At 52.1% G+C, this 17203-nt stretch carries 23 protein-coding genes and 1 pseudogene; 20 read left to right on the forward strand and 4 right to left on the reverse strand.

Going from position 1 to position 17203, the window contains the following annotated elements; genetic code table 11:
* Positions 1 to 9 precede the first annotated feature (9 nt).
* The gene (locus AC2FAP_RS01780) at positions 10 to 582 is read right to left on the reverse strand and encodes a phage repressor protein CI (RefSeq protein WP_449541387.1); all 573 of its coding nucleotides are present in this window, start codon (positions 580 to 582) and stop codon (positions 10 to 12) included.
* Between the two features lie 125 nt (positions 583 to 707).
* On the opposite strand from AC2FAP_RS01780, the gene AC2FAP_RS01785 reads away from it, so the two are divergent.
* The 9 genes and pseudogenes from AC2FAP_RS01785 to AC2FAP_RS01825 all read left to right on the forward strand — a co-directional run bounded on the left by AC2FAP_RS01785 (position 708) and on the right by AC2FAP_RS01825 (position 7275).
* On the forward strand, positions 708 to 929 hold the full coding sequence (locus AC2FAP_RS01785) for a regulator (RefSeq protein ID WP_449541386.1): 222 nt from the start codon (positions 708 to 710) through the stop codon (positions 927 to 929).
* A gap of 32 nt (positions 930 to 961) precedes the next feature.
* On the forward strand, positions 962 to 1471 hold the full coding sequence (locus tag AC2FAP_RS01790; protein ID WP_449541385.1) for a phage regulatory CII family protein: 510 nt from the start codon (positions 962 to 964) through the stop codon (positions 1469 to 1471).
* 7 nt (positions 1472 to 1478) lie between these two features.
* Positions 1479 to 1679, forward strand: a pseudogene (locus AC2FAP_RS01795) (phage filamentation protein Fil family protein).
* Complete coding sequence (locus AC2FAP_RS01800; RefSeq protein ID WP_449541384.1) at positions 1643 to 1984, forward strand: DUF5347 domain-containing protein; 342 nt, start codon at positions 1643 to 1645, stop codon at positions 1982 to 1984. Before AC2FAP_RS01795 ends, AC2FAP_RS01800 begins: the two are co-directional and overlap by 37 nt.
* Positions 1985 to 2049: 65 nt before the next feature.
* Positions 2050 to 2283 carry a DUF2732 family protein gene (locus tag AC2FAP_RS01805; protein WP_449541383.1) on the forward strand — a complete coding sequence of 78 codons (234 nt, stop codon included), beginning with the start codon at positions 2050 to 2052 and terminating at the stop codon, positions 2281 to 2283.
* The gene (locus tag AC2FAP_RS01810; RefSeq protein WP_194513499.1) at positions 2283 to 2510 is read left to right on the forward strand and encodes a TraR/DksA family transcriptional regulator; all 228 of its coding nucleotides are present in this window, start codon (positions 2283 to 2285) and stop codon (positions 2508 to 2510) included. Before AC2FAP_RS01805 ends, AC2FAP_RS01810 begins: the two co-directional genes overlap by 1 nt.
* The gene (locus AC2FAP_RS01815; RefSeq protein ID WP_194513501.1) at positions 2507 to 3379 is read left to right on the forward strand and encodes a DNA adenine methylase; all 873 of its coding nucleotides are present in this window, start codon (positions 2507 to 2509) and stop codon (positions 3377 to 3379) included. The genes AC2FAP_RS01810 and AC2FAP_RS01815 overlap by 4 nt, the downstream gene beginning before the upstream one ends.
* Complete coding sequence (locus tag AC2FAP_RS01820) at positions 3366 to 5726, forward strand: replication endonuclease (protein WP_449541382.1); 2361 nt, start codon at positions 3366 to 3368, stop codon at positions 5724 to 5726. Before AC2FAP_RS01815 ends, AC2FAP_RS01820 begins: the two co-directional genes overlap by 14 nt.
* A gap of 673 nt (positions 5727 to 6399) precedes the next feature.
* Entirely contained in the window at positions 6400 to 7275 is an 876-nt protein-coding gene (locus AC2FAP_RS01825; RefSeq protein ID WP_449541381.1) for a coiled-coil domain-containing protein, read from the forward strand.
* A 62-nt stretch (positions 7276 to 7337) separates the two neighbouring features.
* Here the strand turns inward: AC2FAP_RS01825 and AC2FAP_RS01830 are convergent, their stop codons facing one another.
* Complete coding sequence (locus tag AC2FAP_RS01830; protein WP_449541380.1) at positions 7338 to 8354, reverse strand: phage portal protein; 1017 nt, start codon at positions 8352 to 8354, stop codon at positions 7338 to 7340.
* Complete coding sequence (locus tag AC2FAP_RS01835; RefSeq protein WP_449541379.1) at positions 8354 to 10120, reverse strand: terminase ATPase subunit family protein; 1767 nt, start codon at positions 10118 to 10120, stop codon at positions 8354 to 8356. Before AC2FAP_RS01835 ends, AC2FAP_RS01830 begins: the two co-directional genes overlap by 1 nt.
* Positions 10121 to 10259: 139 nt before the next feature.
* Between AC2FAP_RS01835 and AC2FAP_RS01840 the strand changes: the two genes are divergently transcribed.
* The 11 genes from AC2FAP_RS01840 (at position 10260) to AC2FAP_RS01890 (ending at position 15698) form a co-directional block, all read left to right on the forward strand.
* Positions 10260 to 11093, forward strand: a complete 834-nt coding sequence (locus AC2FAP_RS01840) for a GPO family capsid scaffolding protein (protein WP_449541378.1) — start codon at positions 10260 to 10262, stop codon at positions 11091 to 11093.
* Positions 11094 to 11108: 15 nt separating this feature from the next.
* A complete protein-coding gene (locus tag AC2FAP_RS01845; protein ID WP_449541377.1) occupies positions 11109 to 12173 on the forward strand; it encodes a phage major capsid protein, P2 family in 1065 nt (354 codons plus the stop codon).
* Between the two features lie 3 nt (positions 12174 to 12176).
* Positions 12177 to 12824: a phage terminase small subunit gene (gene gpM, locus AC2FAP_RS01850; protein WP_449541376.1), complete on the forward strand. Its 648-nt coding sequence runs from the start codon at positions 12177 to 12179 to the stop codon at positions 12822 to 12824.
* A 94-nt stretch (positions 12825 to 12918) separates the two neighbouring features.
* Positions 12919 to 13383, forward strand: coding sequence for a head completion/stabilization protein (locus tag AC2FAP_RS01855; protein ID WP_449541430.1), 465 nt, complete (start codon positions 12919 to 12921; stop codon positions 13381 to 13383).
* Positions 13383 to 13586 (forward strand): tail protein X, encoded by a 204-nt coding sequence (locus tag AC2FAP_RS01860; protein WP_449541375.1) that lies wholly within the window; start codon positions 13383 to 13385, stop codon positions 13584 to 13586. The genes AC2FAP_RS01855 and AC2FAP_RS01860 overlap by 1 nt, the downstream gene beginning before the upstream one ends.
* Positions 13587 to 13589: 3 nt before the next feature.
* Positions 13590 to 13805 carry an HP1 family phage holin gene (locus tag AC2FAP_RS01865; RefSeq protein ID WP_214601210.1) on the forward strand — a complete coding sequence of 72 codons (216 nt, stop codon included), beginning with the start codon at positions 13590 to 13592 and terminating at the stop codon, positions 13803 to 13805.
* Complete coding sequence (locus AC2FAP_RS01870; RefSeq protein WP_449541374.1) at positions 13786 to 14301, forward strand: lysozyme; 516 nt, start codon at positions 13786 to 13788, stop codon at positions 14299 to 14301. The genes AC2FAP_RS01865 and AC2FAP_RS01870 overlap by 20 nt, the downstream gene beginning before the upstream one ends.
* A complete protein-coding gene (gene lysB, locus AC2FAP_RS01875) occupies positions 14298 to 14726 on the forward strand; it encodes an Rz-like lysis system protein LysB (RefSeq protein ID WP_449541373.1) in 429 nt (142 codons plus the stop codon). The genes AC2FAP_RS01870 and lysB overlap by 4 nt, the downstream gene beginning before the upstream one ends.
* Complete coding sequence (lysC, locus tag AC2FAP_RS01880; protein ID WP_449541429.1) at positions 14611 to 14859, forward strand: Rz1-like lysis system protein LysC; 249 nt, start codon at positions 14611 to 14613, stop codon at positions 14857 to 14859. Before lysB ends, lysC begins: the two co-directional genes overlap by 116 nt.
* A complete protein-coding gene (locus AC2FAP_RS01885) occupies positions 14822 to 15253 on the forward strand; it encodes a phage tail protein (protein WP_449541372.1) in 432 nt (143 codons plus the stop codon). Before lysC ends, AC2FAP_RS01885 begins: the two co-directional genes overlap by 38 nt.
* Positions 15246 to 15698, forward strand: a complete 453-nt coding sequence (locus tag AC2FAP_RS01890; protein ID WP_449541371.1) for a phage virion morphogenesis protein — start codon at positions 15246 to 15248, stop codon at positions 15696 to 15698. Before AC2FAP_RS01885 ends, AC2FAP_RS01890 begins: the two co-directional genes overlap by 8 nt.
* Before the next feature lie 48 nt (positions 15699 to 15746).
* Here AC2FAP_RS01890 and AC2FAP_RS01895 read toward each other — a convergent pair whose 3' ends face one another.
* Positions 15747 to 17198, reverse strand: a complete 1452-nt coding sequence (locus AC2FAP_RS01895; RefSeq protein WP_449541370.1) for a HEPN domain-containing protein — start codon at positions 17196 to 17198, stop codon at positions 15747 to 15749.
* Positions 17199 to 17203: the final 5 nt, after the last annotated feature.

Raw genomic sequence — 17203 nt, forward strand, 5'->3', positions numbered from 1 at the left:
CAAATAAATTCATAGAGCAGTCATTAGATAATAATGACATTTTGCTACAGGCTTGAGTTCCTCAAGTGCGCAATCAAAAGTTATATTCGTATTGGAACTTGTAACTCTTACCTTCCCAACAGGTATCCTTATTAGTTCACGCACACTGATTTTTCCTTCAATCTTCACAAGCCAAGTACCATCGCTTACCTCATCGAAACTCTTATCAACGATGTATGTTTTACCCTCATCTAAAACCAGCATAGGGGCTTTGATAGAATCAGGCAGCAACGCAGAGTCAAAGGCGTAAAAGCCTTCTATTTCAAGTGTACCATCGATAAGAACCTGCTTTTCCAATAGACTGATGTTTGCATTATGTGAACTATTTTTGATTCCTTGCCCATCAGTAAGCCACTTTAAAGAGACATTAGTTTCAAGAGCACATTGAATCACCCATTCCGCTGGGAATGAATCGCGCATATAGCGTGTTGCAAGGGTGCTTTTGGATATGCCCAGATGGTCGCACAAAGCTTGTCTTGTCTTGAAGCCATAGGCCTCAACCATACGCTCTATAGCACCACGGCCGCCTTTTTCCAGATTCATGGTCACTCCAGGTGAACTTTTACCTTGACGATTTCATGATGTGATCGTATGCTTGTTATGTTCACAAAATGCAAACGATCAGTATTCATCCTGATTAATCATTGCTAAACGAGGAATGTTGCATCATGAGACCTAACATTTCAATCACTCTCATTACCCCGCACGTCACTATTGAAAGATATAGTGAACTCACTGGGTTATCTATCGATATCATCAACGACATGCTTGCAGATGGGCGGTTGCTTCGTCATCGCCTTCGCAAGGACAAAAAGCGTGAAAAAGTGATGATTAACATCGCTGCGATGACTGTCGACGCCCTTTCTGATTGCAATGTGACTATCAACTAGTTCCATTTTGAGACTTCACGGAGCAACTGACTATGTTTGACTATCGCATTTCAAAACATCCCCATTTCAATGAAGCCTGCCGAGCTTTCGCTCTACGTCACAATATGGCGAAGTTGGCAGAGCGAGCAGGTATGAACGTTCAAACTCTGCGAAATAAGCTCAACCCGGAACAACCGCACCAGCTCACGGCACCAGAAATCTGGCTGCTGACCGATCTCACCGAAGACTCAACACTGGTAGATGGGTTTCTGGCGCAGATTCACTGCCTGCCATGCGTACCAACTAATGAAGTGGCGCGGGAGAAAATGCCTCAATACGTACTGAAAGCCACCGCTGAGATCGGCCGTGTCGCCGCCAGCGCAGTATCTGGCGTTCAGATGAATGCGACCACGCGCCGTCAGGTTGTCGAAAGCGTCAATTCTGTTACCCGCCTGATGGCACTTACAGCGATTTCTCTGCAGGCGCGTTTACAGGCCAATCCGGCAATGGCAAGTGTCGTCGATACAGTGACGGGCTTTGGTTCATCATTCGGTCTTAGTTGAGGAGTTTATGCTGAATAATGAACCCTCATTTGCGTCGCTTCTCGTAAAGCAAAGCCCGGCAATGCATTGCGGCCATGGCTGGATCATGGGGAAGGATGGTAAACGCTGGCATCCGTGACGCTCGCAGGATGCACTTTTGGCCGACCTGTCCACTATCCAACAGGGGAAACCATGGCTATTGAAGGTCCTGCAGCGACTGTTCCACTGAGTACCGGTCAGCGTCTGAACGGGCTGAACCACATTGCGGAGCTTAGAGCAAAAGTGTTTGGTCTGAATATTGAGCGCGAGCTGGAAAGATTTATTCATGACATGCGCGATCCCCGTGACATAAATCATAAACAGAATGCGAGGGCATTGGCTGCCATTTTCTTCATGGCAAAAATTCCGGCAGAACGTCATAGCGTCAATATTAATGAGCTGACCACTGACGAAACGCGGGAGCTGATTAAAGCAATGAATCATTTTCGTGCAGTGGTGAGCTTATTTCCCAAACGGCTAACCATGCCGAATTAACCCAAAACAGAAATTAATGGCGTAAACCCGCCGGACCTCTTTTTGCCAAAATTCAGGAGAGAACAATGCGAAATATTGAAACCCTAACCACCAAAACCGGACCAGGTGATGCCGGGCTTAACTTAATGTTGACTGCGGCGCGCATGGAAGAACGCCGGGGACGTGCTGATGTATTTGCTGCTCATCTGGAAAAGCTGGCAGTGCATATCACCCGCGGCAAACTCAACGGCACCGAAGCTGCAGAGCTGCTGCGTAATGCTGCTGAAACCATCCAGAACGAAGCGCAGGAGACCCACTGATGGCCGATTCAATGGACCTCGTGCAGCAGCGCGTTGAAGAAGACCTCCAGCGCCATATCCACAACGCCCGCGCCAAAGTGCCGGGCGTTTCCCGTGTTCTCTGCATTGATTGCGAAGCACCTATCCCGCCAGCTCGCCGCCGCGCTATTCCGGGCGTGCAGTGCTGTATCACCTGTCAGGAAATCGCTGAACTGAAAGGCAAGCACTACAACGGAGGCGCTGTATGAGCACGATTCTGAAATGGGCGGGTAATAAAACCGCTGTCATGCCTGAGTTAATGAAGCATTTGCCTGCCGGTTCTCGACTGGTTGAACCATTCGCGGGTTCGTGTGCTGTAATGATGGCGACAAACTATCCTCAATATCTTGTCGCTGATATTAACGCCGACTTAATCAACCTTTACCAGAGAGCTGCGCAGAACACTGAAGAATTAATCGCATGTGCGCTGGTATTTTTCAGAGAGGATAATAATGCTGAAAGCTATTATCAAAACCGTCTGCGATTCAATACCGATACGACGCTGACCGCGCTGGAGCGTGCTGCTCTATTTTTGTATTTGAATCGCCACTGTTATCGCGGGCTGTGTCGATACAACCTGAACGGGCAATTTAATGTTCCGTTTGGCAACTATAAAAAGCCATATTTCCCCCACGCCGAAATTCTTACTTTTGCGGAAAAGGGCCACCGGGCCACGTTCATCTGCGCCAGCTATGACGAAACATTGGCAATGCTGCAGGTGGGCGATGTGGTCTACTGCGATCCACCGTATGACGGTACTTTTACGGCTTATCATACTGCAGGATTTACAGAGAGCGATCAGTATCACTTAGCTTCTATTCTGGAGCGTCGCTCATCTGAAGGGCATCCGGTTATTGTATCAAACAGCGATACCTTGCTGATTAATTCCATTTATCACAATTTCACCCGTCACCGTATCACGGCTAAGCGCAGCATGGGTATTGAGGCAGGTGAGGGGAAATCTGCAGACGAAATCATAGCTGTTTCTGAATGGGTTCCTCCTGTGCCTTTGTATGGACATGCCGTATCCTTCTATCAGCGCTTTAAAAAGCATGGTTTGCCACGTGCCAAAGCCTGATTGCTACGGTGTGGCTTTTCCTTGGAATGCCGCAAGAAAAGCCATAAACCCATATCTTGACCCGGCGGAAGTAGCGCCGGGTTCAGCACTTTCAAACCTGATCACTCTGTATGATGTCGATAATGAGCAGGAGCAGCTGCGTCGTGAAGCGCTGAGTGATGAGGTTTGGGAGCATTATTTCTTCAATGAGTTCCACGATCCTGTCCAGCGTGAAATGGAGCAGGATAATCTCATCAGCCGGGCCAAGATGGCCCGTGAGCAGCAGCGTATTAATCCCGATCTGGTGATTATCGCTGACGTAAGCGCGGAGCCGTCCCACATCAGCAAACCATTGCTGGAACGCATTAAATACTTCCATGGCCTGGGCCGGGCAAAGGCTTATACCCGTTATTTGCGCGAAACTATCAGGCCATGCCTTGAGCGCCTGGCACGGGTGCGTGAGAGTCAGGTGTCTGTCTCTTTCCGGTTTATGGCGAGCCATAAAGGGTTGGAGGGTCTGTTGGTTCTACCCGAAATGAACCAGGAACAGGTCAAGCGTCTGTCTACGCTGGTTGCGGCACACATGAGCATGTGTCTGGATGCGGCTTGCGGCGATCTTTTTGTCACGGACGACGTGAAACCCGAAGAAATCCGCCAGGCATGGGAAAATGTGGCTGCTGAGGCAATGCGGCTGGATGTGATCCCACCTGCGTTTGAGCAACTGCGCCGAAAGCGCCGCCGTCGCAAGCCTGTGCCTTATGACCTCATTCCGGGATCGCTGGCGCGTATGCTCTGCACAGATTGGTGGTATCGCAAGCTGTGGCAGATGCGCTGCGAGTGGCGAGAGGAGCAACTGCGTGCCGTTTGCCTGGTCAACAAGAAAGCCTCCCAGTATGTCAGCTATGAAGCTGTAATCCATAAGCGCGAACAGCGCCGCAAATCACTGGAGTTTTTCAAGTCGCATGACCTGGTAAACGCCGACGGCGACACGCTGGATATGGAAGAGGTGGTGAACGCCAGTAACAGCAACCCGGCACACCGCCGCAATGAAATGATGGCCTGCGTCAAAGGGCTGGAGTTAATCGCAGAAATGCGCAGCGACTGCGCCGTATTCTATACCATAACTTGTCCGTCCCGCTTCCATGCCACCCTCAACAACGGCAGGCCAAACCCGAAGTGGACCAGCGAAACGGTCCGGCAAAGCAGTGATTATCTGGTCGATACGTTCGCCGCATTCCGTAAAGCCATGCACAAAGCCGGGCTGCGCTGGTATGGCGTCCGCGTTGCTGAGCCTCACCATGACGGCACCGTGCATTGGCACCTGCTTTGCTTCATGCGTAAAAAAGACCGCCGTTCCATCACTGCGCTTCTGCGTAAATTTGCTATCCGCGAAGACCGCGAGGAGCTGGGCAAAAATACCGGGCCGCGCTTTAAATCTGAGCTGATCAACCCACGCAAAGGCACGCCGACAAGCTACATCGCCAAATACATCAGCAAGAACATAGACGGGCGCGGCCTGGCTAAAGAAGTCAGCAAGGAAACGGGCAGGTCACTGCGGGACAGTGCAGAGCATGTCACCGCCTGGGCGTCACTGCACCGCGTGCAGCAGTTCCGTTTCTTCGGCATTCCGGGCCGCCAGGCTTATCGTGAGCTGCGCCTGTTGGCAGGCCAGGCTGACAGAGAGCAGGGCGATAAAAAAGCAGGTGCGCCGGTTCTGGAAAATGCTCGTCTGGACGCTGTGCTGGCTGCTGCGGATGCAGGGTGCTTTGCCACCTACATCATGAAGCAGGGCGGCGTGTTGGTTCCCCGTAAGCATCATCTTGTCAGGACGGTATACGAGATTAACGACGAGCCGAGTGCCTACGGCGATCACGGCATCCGTATTTATGGCATCTGGTCCCCGATTGTTGAGGGGCGAATTTGCACGCACGCAATCAAGTGGAAAATGATTCGTAAGGCCGTTGACGTTCAGGAGGCGACAGCCGACCAGGGCACTTGCGCCCCTTGGACTCGTGGCAATAACTGTCCCCCTGTTGATAAAACGTACCAGACAGGGGGCGAATTACGGGGCAGCGAAGAACCCGCAGAGCTGCCGGACTTCGAAAACATGAGCAAAAAGGAGGTGCGCGAGCTGACAGCGAGGCTGCGACTGGTCAAACCGAAGCGTCGGAAAGGGTACAAACAGGAAATAACGGAACACCAACGGCTGCAGCTCGACGCAGAACTGCGGTCCAGAGGGTTTGACGCCAGTGAAACGGAAGTGGATCTGCTTCTACGTGGGGGCAGTCTGCCATCTGGAGCCGGGTTGCGCCTGTTCTATCGTAACCAGCGACTCCAAGAGGATGACAAATGGCGTCAGTGGTACTGAAAAGTCAGGAATGAGGTTATCTATTAATCAAAGGGTTAGCTGAGTAAAAAACTATTTCAGCTTTAAATACATATGTTGTACTGTTTTTATAAACAGTAATAAGGGGAGGGAGTTGTGAACGATTTGTTCATGGAGTCACTTGCACTGCAGCGGATAGAACTTATGGCCCGGCTGGTCGCCAGCTCAGATTGTAGCGATGACGACAAGGAGGTTGCGATCTCGTGGCTGTCGGAGCTGACGAGCGATCTGGTTACCAGGCTAAATGAATACGGAGTAGGGCAAGATGAGAGTACGCATTAGTGATTTCGCACCATGGGAAACTCCCTCCCAAATGGCATCCTGCGGTTTGAACAAGCAGTGCATGTCTATGGTGCATGGATTCGCATGATCCAAAAAGGATCGCAACGGGTCGGGGCCGCCAGAACTGGCGCGCTTTCCGGCCCCTCATGCACCTGCATGAAAACCACTGCACAAAGCGGGCAGGCGTGGCGGGGATACGAGCGCGCTTAGGCCATCAGAATCGTTTGTAAACCATACCTTCAGAGAAGGGGAATACTTTTAACAGATATATTGAAAATTCTGAGAAAAGCAAAAAAATATGATTTAGGGAGTTTACTAGAACTTCACTGTGAGGGTAATATCTATAATATTGTTCACAACAAAACAAATGACTATGCAAAAGGCAAATCTTTGGGATTGGGTTAAGGCTATAACTACTATAATTGTAGTGTTTTTTCTTTCTCTTAAGTTTTATAATTCCACTTTTACCATGAGTTTTGATTTTATTGCTTTGCTATCAACGGTATTGGCATTGTTTTCTGTTGGTTTATCGGCAGTGTTCTATTTTAAGGCTACGGAAACGAGTAATGATTTTTATAACAATACATTCAAGTTTACAAAAGATATTGCGGATTTGTTGATTAGAATTGAAAGTGGATTTGGTGAGAGATTAAAAAGTCTGGATGAAGGTTATAGCTCTATGCGTAACATAATAACTCCTCCAAAAAATTCTGTAGTGAGTCAAACGAAAGAAAAAATTGAAGATGAGCAGAATGAATTAGATAAGGTAAATGCTGAGAGAACAAAGCTGATAAATAAGCTTTTAGAAAAAGCAAACTTAGAGCATGAAGAAAAAGAGAGCATTAAGGAAGAACTTAAGGCGAAAGAGGATGAGTCTCAAAAGTTACAGTTTGAATTAACGAAACTAAAGAAAAGGTTATTTGCAGAGCGAATTTCTAATCGAGACGAACAAAGTTCTAGCGGAACGGATCGCTCTATATCTCTTGAGGAAAGAAATGAGCGGGTTGAGAATTTTATTCGCGCCAAGATTTTGCCAGAAATAATTGAGACTTATGACGTTAATGATCTTGAGTCGGTACCATCATCTCGCCAAATACAAAGCTTCTATAATGAGAGAGTTTGGGATGGAGGAAGATCGTTTTTTTCGAATGATATGATTCGCTTGGGGCATTGTGTGGCTAATGAAGGGATAACTGTTAGTGGGGCAAGATTTATACGCAGTCTATTAAGGCGGAAATTGAGAGAATAACTAATTATAACACGGGAGGTATTACCTTCCGTGTTAAATTTGTGGGTTTGAATTTTAGTGTGTTAATTTAAAGTGTATTTCGCAAAATGCAATATGTCATCTTCTAACCATTGATTGATCTCTTCCATTCTTTTTTGTAGTGGTAATAACTCATTCCGTACAAATACATTAGCTGCCTTTTCCACATCCCCAAATCCCCCAACATTGCTCGGCATAATCCCCATCATCTGCGGCGGTACACGGTGCGCTGCCATCATGTCATCCCGGCTCACATTCTTGATGTTCAGAAACTCATCCTTTGCCGCGACTTCTGACAACGGGATGATCTGAATCCCGTCCTTTTTGCCGTTGGGCGAGTACATAAACAGGTTGCGGAAGTTGCCCGGTCCTTTAGCGCTTTTCATGGCCCGTCGGATGTTGTTCACGTCCTCCTGGTTCTGCGCGGCGTCAGTCATGTACATGATGAAACCCGCATGGCTGCCGTTGATGTAATACTTCCGGCGGAACAGCGTGGCGGACTCATTCAGCAGAGCGGAGGGGATGGCAGACAGGTATTCCGGCAGTCCGTAAATCTCCTGGTTCAGGTCCGGTTCCATCAGGTGGAAGATGCTGCCTTTGGTGAACTCGTAAGGCTGCGTGGTCATGCCGTATTGCACAAACCAGTAGTTGTCGAGGTCGATCCCGCGACGGGTGTATTTCGCCAGCGATGGCTCCAGTGACAGAATGCCGCCGAGCCGGTTCGTGCGCTTTTCCAGATAGGCGTTACCGAATACCAGATAATCCTGCACGAAGCGGCTGAATGCCTGCTGGCTCAGTAGCGGGTGCGGGATAAACGTGCTGGTCAGGATGTTGCGCTTAACGGCAATCGGTGAGCTGTGATGCACGGCGGCGCGGTAAGTGCGGGCCAGCCCGTCAAAGCTCACGGGCGGCTCATACCATTTATCCATTTGCACGCATTCCACGTAGTCCAGCAGTTCGCGGCGGTCCAGCACCGGGATCGGATCGCCGAAGTTGAATGCTTCTGCTGATGCGCCACTGGTGCGCTGAACCGCAGCGCGGTTTTTCTCGTTCTTGCCCATCAAAAAATCTCCACAATATTGCTGGTATTGGCGGATTCGCCCTGCAGCGGTTCGTTAAACAATGCGTGCATCGTCGCCCAGGCCAGATCGGCATGGCTGGCTTCTTCACTGCGGCTGGCTTCGTAGGTCGGGCGGTTGCCGCTGGCGGTGGTGGCGCGGCGGATTGCCATGAAGGACTGCGCGATATCGGTATGCCCGGCGTCAAACTCCAGACGGCGGTGGCTGATAATGTCGTACGCCTTGAGCACCAGGGCGTTCTTGACGTTGGGGTTGTAAACAAACTCACGGACGGCAGGAAAGAACGCTTTCACGTTCTCATACACGCCGTGGCCGACGCCGGTGGAGTCGATGCCGATATAGGTCACGTTGTACTGCTGCGTCAGTTTCTTGATAGCGTCCGCCTGGGCGCGGAAGTCCATTCCGCGCCACTGGTGACGCTCCAGAATACGGAACTTGCCGCCAGGTACTGTGGGCGGAGCCATGACCACGCATCCGGCGCTGTCGCCGTTCTGCGTGCCCTTCGCTGGGTCATAACCGATCCACACTTCCCGCCAGCCAAACGGGCGCAGGGCCAGAGCCTGAAAATCTGCCCAGACTTCCCAGCTGTCGACCATGCACGCCTGCAGCTCGCTGAGCGGAAACACCGAAGCCAGATCGTCGATAAACTCGCACATCAGCAGGTTCTGGTACTCGTCCGGGCTGTACTCCATGCGCAGCTGGTCAATATCGAACAGGTTACACCCGCCACGCACCGCATCCTCCACGGTGACAATCTGGCGATACTGACCGTCCGGACAGAGCAGGCCGGGGGCCAGAGTGGGGTGAGTCAGGTCAATATCCACTTTGTCCGCTTTGGCTCGGCCCCGGTTGAACAATGCGCCGGACCAGAACGGATACGCGCTGTGCGTCAGGCTGGACGGCGTGGAGAAGTAGGTCTGTCGCCATTTTTTGTGGATAGCCATCCCGGAGGCGACCTTGCGCAGCTCCTGGAATTTCGGTATCCAGAAATATTCGTCCAGATACAGGTTGCCGTGGTAACTCTGCGCCGTGCGGGCGTTGGTGCCGAGGAAGTACAGGCACGCGCCGTTGCTGAGCGTCATCGGATCGCCTTTCAGCTCCACATCGACCTCTTTGGCAAAGTCGATGATGTACTGCTTGAAAACGTGCGCTTGCGCCTTGCTGGCGGAGAGGAAAATCTGGTTGCGCCCGGTGGTGATGGCGTCAATCAGTGCCTCACGGGCAAAGAAGAAGGTCGCCCCAATCTGGCGCGACTTGAGCAGGTTGCGAATGCGGTGCCGGTTGCCTGCCTCCCACCAGTGGCGCTGACAGGCAAACATTGAGTCGTGGAATACCTCCTGCAGTTTCTCGATCTGCTCGTCGGTAAAGAGGTTCTTATCCGGCGGTTTGCGGGGGCCTTTGTTGCGGTTGGTGACGTTGGGGTTCAGGTCGGCCTCGTTGCCGCCGTCGTTGAATTTGCCGATCCGGGCGTGGCGCTCGGACTGGCGCGCCAGCAGGTCAATTTCCTTGAAGTCTTTCCCTTCTTTCTGCTCCTTCATGATGAGCTGGCAGTAACGCGCGGCGGTGGTGAGCTGCATCTGATCCAGCGGCCCGTACTCGCCCCATTTGTCGCGCCTCTTCCAGCTGTGAACGGTTGCAACTTTCTCGCCCAGTATTTCAGCAATGCGGGCTACGCGGTATCCCTGAAAGTACAGCAGCATAGCCTGCCTACGGGGATCGAGGTCTGCGGGGGTCAGTGTCATATCCATGGCACAAGCCTACGGCCTTGAATGTCCTCTTTCTTCGGCTTCGTTTTGTATGGCGAAAGGCACAAGCGCCGCGCGTTGTCTCACTCCCCCCATCCCCGCAACCATAAGGCTCCAGACAGTTTTCTACGGAGCACGGCTCATGACAGTGAAAGCAAAGCGTTTCCGCATCGGGGTGGAAGGTGCCACCACCGACGGGCGCGAAATCCAGCGCGAATGGCTGGAACAGATGGCAGCCAGCTACAACCCGACGGTTTACACCGCGCTGATTAACCTTGAGCACATCAAGTCTTATTCCCCTGACAGTGCCTTTAACCGCTACGGCCAGGTGACGGCGCTGGTTGCCGAAGAGATCAAGGACGGCCCGCTTGCGGGCAAAATGGCGTTATACGCCGACGTGGAGCCTACCACTTCACTCGTGGAACTGGTCAAAAAAGGCCAGAAGCTGTTCACCTCAATGGAGGTCAGCCCGAAATTCGCCGACACCGGCAAAGCCTATCTTGTCGGTCTGGCTGCGACGGACGACCCGGCGAGCCTCGGCACGGAAATGCTGGCGTTCAGCGCCAGTGCTGCCCACAACCCGCTGGCGAACCGTAAGCAGAAACCGGACAACCTGTTTTCTGCCGCTGAAGAAACGTTGATCGAGCTGGAAGAGGTCCATGACGACAAACCCTCCCTGTTTGCCCGCGTCACCGCGCTGTTCACCAAAAAAGAGCAGACCGACGACGCGCGTTTCTCTGACGTGCATCAGGCCGTAGAGCTGGTCGCCACCGAGCAGCAGAACCTGAGCGAACGCATCGCCAAAACCCTGACCGAAAACGACGAACGCCTGTCCGCGCTGGAGACTTCCCTACAGGAACAGCAGGCCGCTTTTGCTGAGCTTGAGCAGAAGCTGAACCGCGAAGACAGCCGCAGGGACTACCGCCAGCGCTCGCCGGGCGGTGACGCTCCGGCTGGCACCGTGACCAATTGCTGAGGAGCAAACCAACACATGAAACAGAAAACCCGCTTTGCCTTTAACGCCTACCTGCAGCAGCTGGCGCGCCTGAACGGTGTGGCCGTGACTGAGCTTGCCAGCAAGTTCACCGTGGAGCCGTCGGTATCCCAGACGCTGGAAGATGAAATTCAGCAGTCCGCCGCGTTTCTGACGCTGATCAACGTGATGGGCGTGGCTGAACAATCCGGCCAGCTGTTGGGGCTGGGCGTCGGCAGCACCATTGCCGGTACCACCGACACCACCACCAAAGAGCGCGAGCCGACCGATCCGACGCTGATGGCCGACGTGGAATACAAATGCGAGCAGACCAACTTCGACACCGTGCTGACCTACGCGAAGCTGGACCTGTGGGCCAAGTTCCAGGACTTCCAGGTGCGTATCCGCAACGCCATCGTCAAACGCCAGGCGCTGGACCGCATCATGATCGGCTTCAACGGCGTGAAGCGTGCCAAGACCTCCAATCGCGGCGAGAACGTACTGCTGCAGGATGTGAACAAGGGCTGGCTGCAGAAAATTCGTGAAGACGCGCCAGACAACGTGCTGGGCACTAAAACGGCTGATGATGGCACCGTGACCGTCGAACCGGTGAAAGTCGGGAAGGGCGGTCTGTACGCCAACCTCGACGCGCTGGTGATGGATGCGGTTAACGAGCTTATCGATCCGATTTTCCAGGACGATGACGAGCTGGTTGTGGTCTGTGGCCGTGAGCTGTTATCCGACAAGTATTTCCCGCTGGTCAACAAGGAGCAGGAGAACAGCGAGAAAATTGCCGCCGATCTGATCATCAGCCAGAAACGCATGGGCGGCCTGCAGGCCGTGCGCGCGCCGTATTTCCCGGCGAATGCTGTGCTTATCACTCGTCTAGATAACCTGTCCATCTACTGGCAGGAAGACACCCGCCGCCGCTCGGTTATAGACAACCCAAAACGTGACCGCATCGAAAATTTTGAATCGGTGAATGAGGCCTACGTGGTCGAGGACTACCGCTGCGCCGCCCTGGTGGAAAACATCACCATCGGTGACTTCAGCGCACCCGCTGTACCGGAAGCAGGGGAGTAACGCATGAGCCTGAGTCCCGCACGGCAGCACCGCCTGCGCATTCAGGCTGAGCAGGCCGCCCGCGAGGGCGGCAGTGTTCGCCATGCGTCGGGCTATGACCTGATGCTGCTCCAGCTGGCAGAAGATCGCCGCCGCCTTAAGGGCATCCAGTCCACGGTGAAAAACGCGCAAATCAAGGTGGAGCTGCTGCCGAAATATTCCGCCTGGGCGGACGGCGTGCTGGCAGCCGGAGGCGCGCAGCAGGATGACGTCCTGATGTACGTGATGCTGTGGCGTATCGACGCCGGTGACTATGCCGGTGCGCTGGAAATAGGACGACATGCTCTGCGCCATGGCTGGGTGATGCCGCTCGGCAACCGCAACGTGCAGACTGTGCTGGCCGAGGAAATGGCCGATGCGGCGCAAAGCGCGATGCTGGCGGCGGCTCCTTTCGACGCCGACCTGCTGCTGCAGACGCTGGACCTAACCACAGGGCAGGATATGCCGGACCAGTCACGGGCGCGTCTGCATAAAGCCATCGGCGCGGTGCTGAGCGAGAACCATCCGGCATCGGCTCTCAATCACCTCACTCATGCGCTCCAGCTGGATTCCCGCTGCGGCGTGAAGAAAGACAAAGAGCGGCTGGAACGCAGACTGCGCAACGACCGCTGACGGAACGTGCCCCGCGCACGGGCGGCACGGGATGGCGACAGGCACTGCCTCATCAAAATCCCGTCCACCGCCCACTTATTCAGGAGAAGACCGCATGAAGTTTGTTGCGCCCGAACCGGCACCGGAACAGGCGGAGGTCATAAAAAATACGCCGTTCTGGCCGGATGTGGATGTGTCGAAGTTTCGCAGCGTGATGCGCACTGATGGCACGGTGACGCAGCCGCGCTTAAAGCCGGTGCTGCTGACCGCTATCTCCGAAGTGAACGCCGAGCTGTTCGACTTCCGCAACCGCCAGCGAATGCTGGGGTTTCAGGTACTGGCCGAGGTGCCTGCGGACGTGCTCGACGGCAAAAACGAACGCATCCAGCACTACCACAACGCTGTCTATTGCTGGGCGCGCGCTGTGCTCAATGAGCGTTATCAGGACTATGACGCCACGGCGTCCGGCGTGAAACGTGGGGAAGAGCTGGCGGAGGCCAGCGGGGACCTGTGGCGGGATGCGCGCTGGGCCATCAGCCGGGTGCAGGATGCGCCGCACTGCACGGTGGAGCTTATCTGATGAAAGTGCGTGCGCACCAGTATGACACGGTGGACGCGTTGTGCTGGCGTCATTACGGGTGCACGCAGGGTGTTACGGAGCAAGTATTACGGGCCAATCCGGGGCTGGCTGAACATGGCCCCTTTTTACCGCACGGGCTGCAGGTGGAGCTGCCGGATCTCCCGACAGCGGCCACCGCGCAGACCGTCCAGCTATGGGACTGAATGATGACGCTTGAACGACTCAGCGCCTTTATCACTTACTGCATCGCCGTGCTGCTGGCCTGGCTGGGTGACCTGTCGCTCAAGGATGCGTCAACGGTTGGCGGCGTGCTGATTGGTGTGCTGATGCTGGCGATCAACTGGTACTACAAACACCAGTCCTTCAAACTGCTGCGCGGCGGCAAAATCTCGCAGGGGGAATATGAATCCTTCAATCGTTAAGCGCTGCCTGGTCGGGGCGGTGCTGGCTATCGCCGCCACGCTGCCCGGCTTTCAGTCGCTTCATACCTCTGTGAAAGGGCTGAAACTGATTGCCGATTATGAAGGCTGCCGCCTGCAGCCGTACCAGTGCAGCGCAGGTGTCTGGACCGACGGCATCGGCAACACGTCCGGCGTGACGCCTGGCAAAACCATCACGGAACGGCAGGCGGCGCAGGGGCTTATTGCCAACGTGCTGCAGGTGGAGCGGGCGCTGGAGAAGTGCGTGGTGCCTTCGATGCCGCAAAAGGTCTATGACGCCGTGGTGTCGTTTGCCTTCAACGTCGGCACCGGCAACGCCTGCAGCTCCACGCTGGTGAAACTGCTCAATCAAAAGCGCTGGACGGATGCCTGCCGTCAGTTGCCGCGCTGGGTGTATGTCAAAGGCATGTTTAATCAGGGACTGGACAACCGCCGCGCGCGGGAAATGGCCTGGTGCCTGAAAGGGGCTGGGGAATGACGCGCACGCTGGCGGTCATGCTCGCGGTTGTACTGGCGGCGCTGGCCTGGCAGTCGTGGCGGCTGAACAACGCCCGGCACGCCATCGAAACGCAAGGCGAACAGCTGGCGACTAAAGCGCAGGCACTGGCGCAGAAAAACAGCCAGCTGATCGGTCTATCCATTCTGACCGAAACCAACAGCCGGGAGCAGATGCGGCTTTATGCGGCGGCGGAACAGACCACCGCGCTGCTGCGCAACCGCCAGCACCGGATCGAGGAACTGAAACGTGAGAACGAAGATTTACGCCGCTGGGCTGACACTCCTTTGCCTGCTGACATTATCCGGCTGCGGGAACGTCCGGCCCTCGCCGGAGGTGCAGCTTACCGTGAATGGCTGTCCGAGAGTGACGCCGTGCAGCCTGAACCCGTCAGCGCCGCGCACTAACGGCGATCTGAACACGATGCTGGATGAAACCGAGGCCGCCTGGGCGGTCTGTGCTGACAAAGTGGACACGATAGTGGCGTGCCAGGAGCGAAACAGTGAACAAGCCGCAGTCCTTACGCAACGCCCTAAATAAAGCGGTGTCTTATGTGCGCGATAATCCGGACAAGCTGCATCTGTTCGTGGATAACGGTTCCCTAGCGGCAACCGGCGCGCAGTCTATGTCATGGGAATACCGTTACACCCTGAACGTGGTGATCGAGGATTTCAGCGGCGACCAGAATCTGCTCATGGCCCCGGTCCTGCTGTGGCTGAAAGATAATCAGACGGATGCCATCAACAACCCGGACCTGCGCGAAAAGCTGTTTACCTTTGAGGTGGATATTCTGCGCAATGACGTGTGTGATATAAGCCTGAACCTGCAGCTGACGGAGCGCGTGCTGGTCAGCTCCGATGGTGGTATCTCGACGGTTGAGGCGGAGCCAGAACCCGACGAGCCAGAAGAAATGTGGACGGTGAAACGTGGATAATCTGCATAAAGTGGACGAGTGGCTGGCCGCACTGCTGGCGAATCTGGAGCCAGCCGCACGTCAGCGCATGATGCGGGAATTGGCGCAGGAGTTGCGGAGGAATCAGCAAAACAACATCCGGCTGCAGCGTAATCCTGACGGCAGCGGGTATGAGCCGCGAAAAGTCACGGCGAGGACTAAAAAGGGACGCATTAAACGGCAGATGTTCTCGAAACTACGCACGGCGAAATACCTGAAAACTACAGCCAGCGCGGATTCAGCCAGTGTGCAGTTTGCGGGGAAGGTGCAGAGTATTGCTAGGGTTCATCATTACGGCTTACGGGATCAAATTAGTAGTAAAGGACCTACTATTCGTTACAGTAGGCGTCTTCTTCTTGGGGTAAATGATGAAATGCAGTTGATTGTTTATAATTCATTTTATACTTGGTTGCGAAATGGTTTGTAAGTTGTTGTGGTGATTTTAATATTAAAATCACCACGTTTTGAAAAAAAACTAAAGGAGTGCTTTAGTTAGTGAATTCCTGTATTCGCTCCAAAAACTAAATTCATTCAGCTTAGTTCTCATATTAATATCTTGTTCGGAATAGGATGTGCTTTCAATTTTCTGACTAAGTAGGGTCAATACCAGTCGCGCAAGATGGATTTTTAAGTGTTCACAAGCAATGATTATACTTGTCATATTACTATCTTCTATTAATTCCCCATGGATTATAGCGTTCCTGATATCTGCTAGCCCGATACCGTTTTTATCTCGGAAGATAGGCCATAAATCATCATTCTTATTGTTAAGTTCAGCTTCAAAACTATTGACTACATCACGTAGAGATGTTCTGTTAAGTTCACTAAGTTTTCCTTTTATTTTTGAACGGATATCCTTGTCTTCTAGGATGTCGGGGCTTAAAAATTTTTCTATTTTTTTTCTTAATGTTTTAAATTCATTTTCGGGGATGATGTATTGTGTGGTTTTGTTTTTTTTGTAGGTTAAGGTTATGGATTCGTATGCCTGAAATAAAGATAGATAATATGGTTCAAGATACTGCTCCTGCAAAATCAGTGTGTTAATAGCCAGTTTTATATTTTGTTTATATATTGATTTTTTGTAATTGTGAAAAATTTTATTCAAGCTTTTATTAACTTCTGGCGGGGTTAAAATTGCCTTGTCACCCGATGTGTTGGTTGTTTTGATATTAAAATGGCGATAAATGGTCGTGAGTTCATTTGATGTATCCAGTGTCCATTTAGCGCAAAATATTTTTTTGTCATGAATAAAGGATATAATATCATTTAACAAATCTATTTCTTCTAAAAGATTATCTTTAATATCACCGATTGTTAAACACTCGTTTTCAACTTCTAATGTGTAAAGTTGAGTTTTTTTAAGTGTTATGTTATTGGATGTACCACTCGCAACGAATTTTGCATCCAATAATACCTTGCCTTTATCCATTAAATCTATCACTATAGGCTGGTTTTTTGTTTGTTTAATCCCTCCATCTTGCTCAAATGAATGTTTAATATTTGGTGAAACTAAGTTGGCAGGGTTTATGTGAAAATTGATTTTTGTTTTTTTGTTTGTTTTCGTATCATATTTCTTACGTCTGATGACAGTTTCACTAGGATGCGCAGTAAATTTATAATGCTCGTTTAAACCAGAGGTATAGTGGCCCAAATCACTGATCCTACAGTTCTCTAGTGTGACAGTTTTTAAAAGATCGCCATTAACGTAATGTAATGGGATTTCAATTCGCCATTTGTCGGTGTTATAAAGTGAAAAAATATTTTTATCGAGTGTTTTAAATGAAAATTTATGCCACTTTGTGTTATCTTCGATTTTTAAATCACAAATCATCTCTATTTCGGTGAGTCTTCCTTTTTCTTGTGGAACATTATTTTGACTTAAAGGGAAGAATTTAATAGAAACTGAATCATATTCTTGTTGCGACATTTATC

Source organism: Enterobacter cloacae complex sp. 394I7, from assembly GCF_057320345.1.

Excerpts from the sequence above, each read along its gene's own strand:
- AC2FAP_RS01780 (WP_449541387.1), bottom strand. The coding sequence starts at position 582 with ATGAATCTGGAAAAAGGCGGCCGTGGTGCTATAGAGCGTATGGTTGAG.
- AC2FAP_RS01785 (WP_449541386.1), top strand. The coding sequence starts at position 708 with ATGAGACCTAACATTTCAATCACTCTCATTACCCCGCACGTCACTATT.
- AC2FAP_RS01790 (WP_449541385.1), top strand. The coding sequence starts at position 962 with ATGTTTGACTATCGCATTTCAAAACATCCCCATTTCAATGAAGCCTGC.
- AC2FAP_RS01800 (WP_449541384.1), top strand. The coding sequence starts at position 1,643 with ATGGCTATTGAAGGTCCTGCAGCGACTGTTCCACTGAGTACCGGTCAG.
- AC2FAP_RS01805 (WP_449541383.1), top strand. The coding sequence starts at position 2,050 with ATGCGAAATATTGAAACCCTAACCACCAAAACCGGACCAGGTGATGCC.
- AC2FAP_RS01810 (WP_194513499.1), top strand. The coding sequence starts at position 2,283 with ATGGCCGATTCAATGGACCTCGTGCAGCAGCGCGTTGAAGAAGACCTC.
- AC2FAP_RS01815 (WP_194513501.1), top strand. The coding sequence starts at position 2,507 with ATGAGCACGATTCTGAAATGGGCGGGTAATAAAACCGCTGTCATGCCT.
- AC2FAP_RS01825 (WP_449541381.1), top strand. The coding sequence starts at position 6,400 with ATGCAAAAGGCAAATCTTTGGGATTGGGTTAAGGCTATAACTACTATA.
- AC2FAP_RS01830 (WP_449541380.1), bottom strand. The coding sequence starts at position 8,354 with ATGGGCAAGAACGAGAAAAACCGCGCTGCGGTTCAGCGCACCAGTGGC.
- AC2FAP_RS01835 (WP_449541379.1), bottom strand. The coding sequence starts at position 10,120 with ATGGATATGACACTGACCCCCGCAGACCTCGATCCCCGTAGGCAGGCT.
- AC2FAP_RS01840 (WP_449541378.1), top strand. The coding sequence starts at position 10,260 with ATGACAGTGAAAGCAAAGCGTTTCCGCATCGGGGTGGAAGGTGCCACC.
- AC2FAP_RS01845 (WP_449541377.1), top strand. The coding sequence starts at position 11,109 with ATGAAACAGAAAACCCGCTTTGCCTTTAACGCCTACCTGCAGCAGCTG.
- gpM (WP_449541376.1), top strand. The coding sequence starts at position 12,177 with ATGAGCCTGAGTCCCGCACGGCAGCACCGCCTGCGCATTCAGGCTGAG.
- AC2FAP_RS01855 (WP_449541430.1), top strand. The coding sequence starts at position 12,919 with ATGAAGTTTGTTGCGCCCGAACCGGCACCGGAACAGGCGGAGGTCATA.
- AC2FAP_RS01860 (WP_449541375.1), top strand. The coding sequence starts at position 13,383 with ATGAAAGTGCGTGCGCACCAGTATGACACGGTGGACGCGTTGTGCTGG.
- AC2FAP_RS01865 (WP_214601210.1), top strand. The coding sequence starts at position 13,590 with ATGACGCTTGAACGACTCAGCGCCTTTATCACTTACTGCATCGCCGTG.
- AC2FAP_RS01870 (WP_449541374.1), top strand. The coding sequence starts at position 13,786 with ATGAATCCTTCAATCGTTAAGCGCTGCCTGGTCGGGGCGGTGCTGGCT.
- lysB (WP_449541373.1), top strand. The coding sequence starts at position 14,298 with ATGACGCGCACGCTGGCGGTCATGCTCGCGGTTGTACTGGCGGCGCTG.
- AC2FAP_RS01895 (WP_449541370.1), bottom strand. The coding sequence starts at position 17,198 with ATGTCGCAACAAGAATATGATTCAGTTTCTATTAAATTCTTCCCTTTA.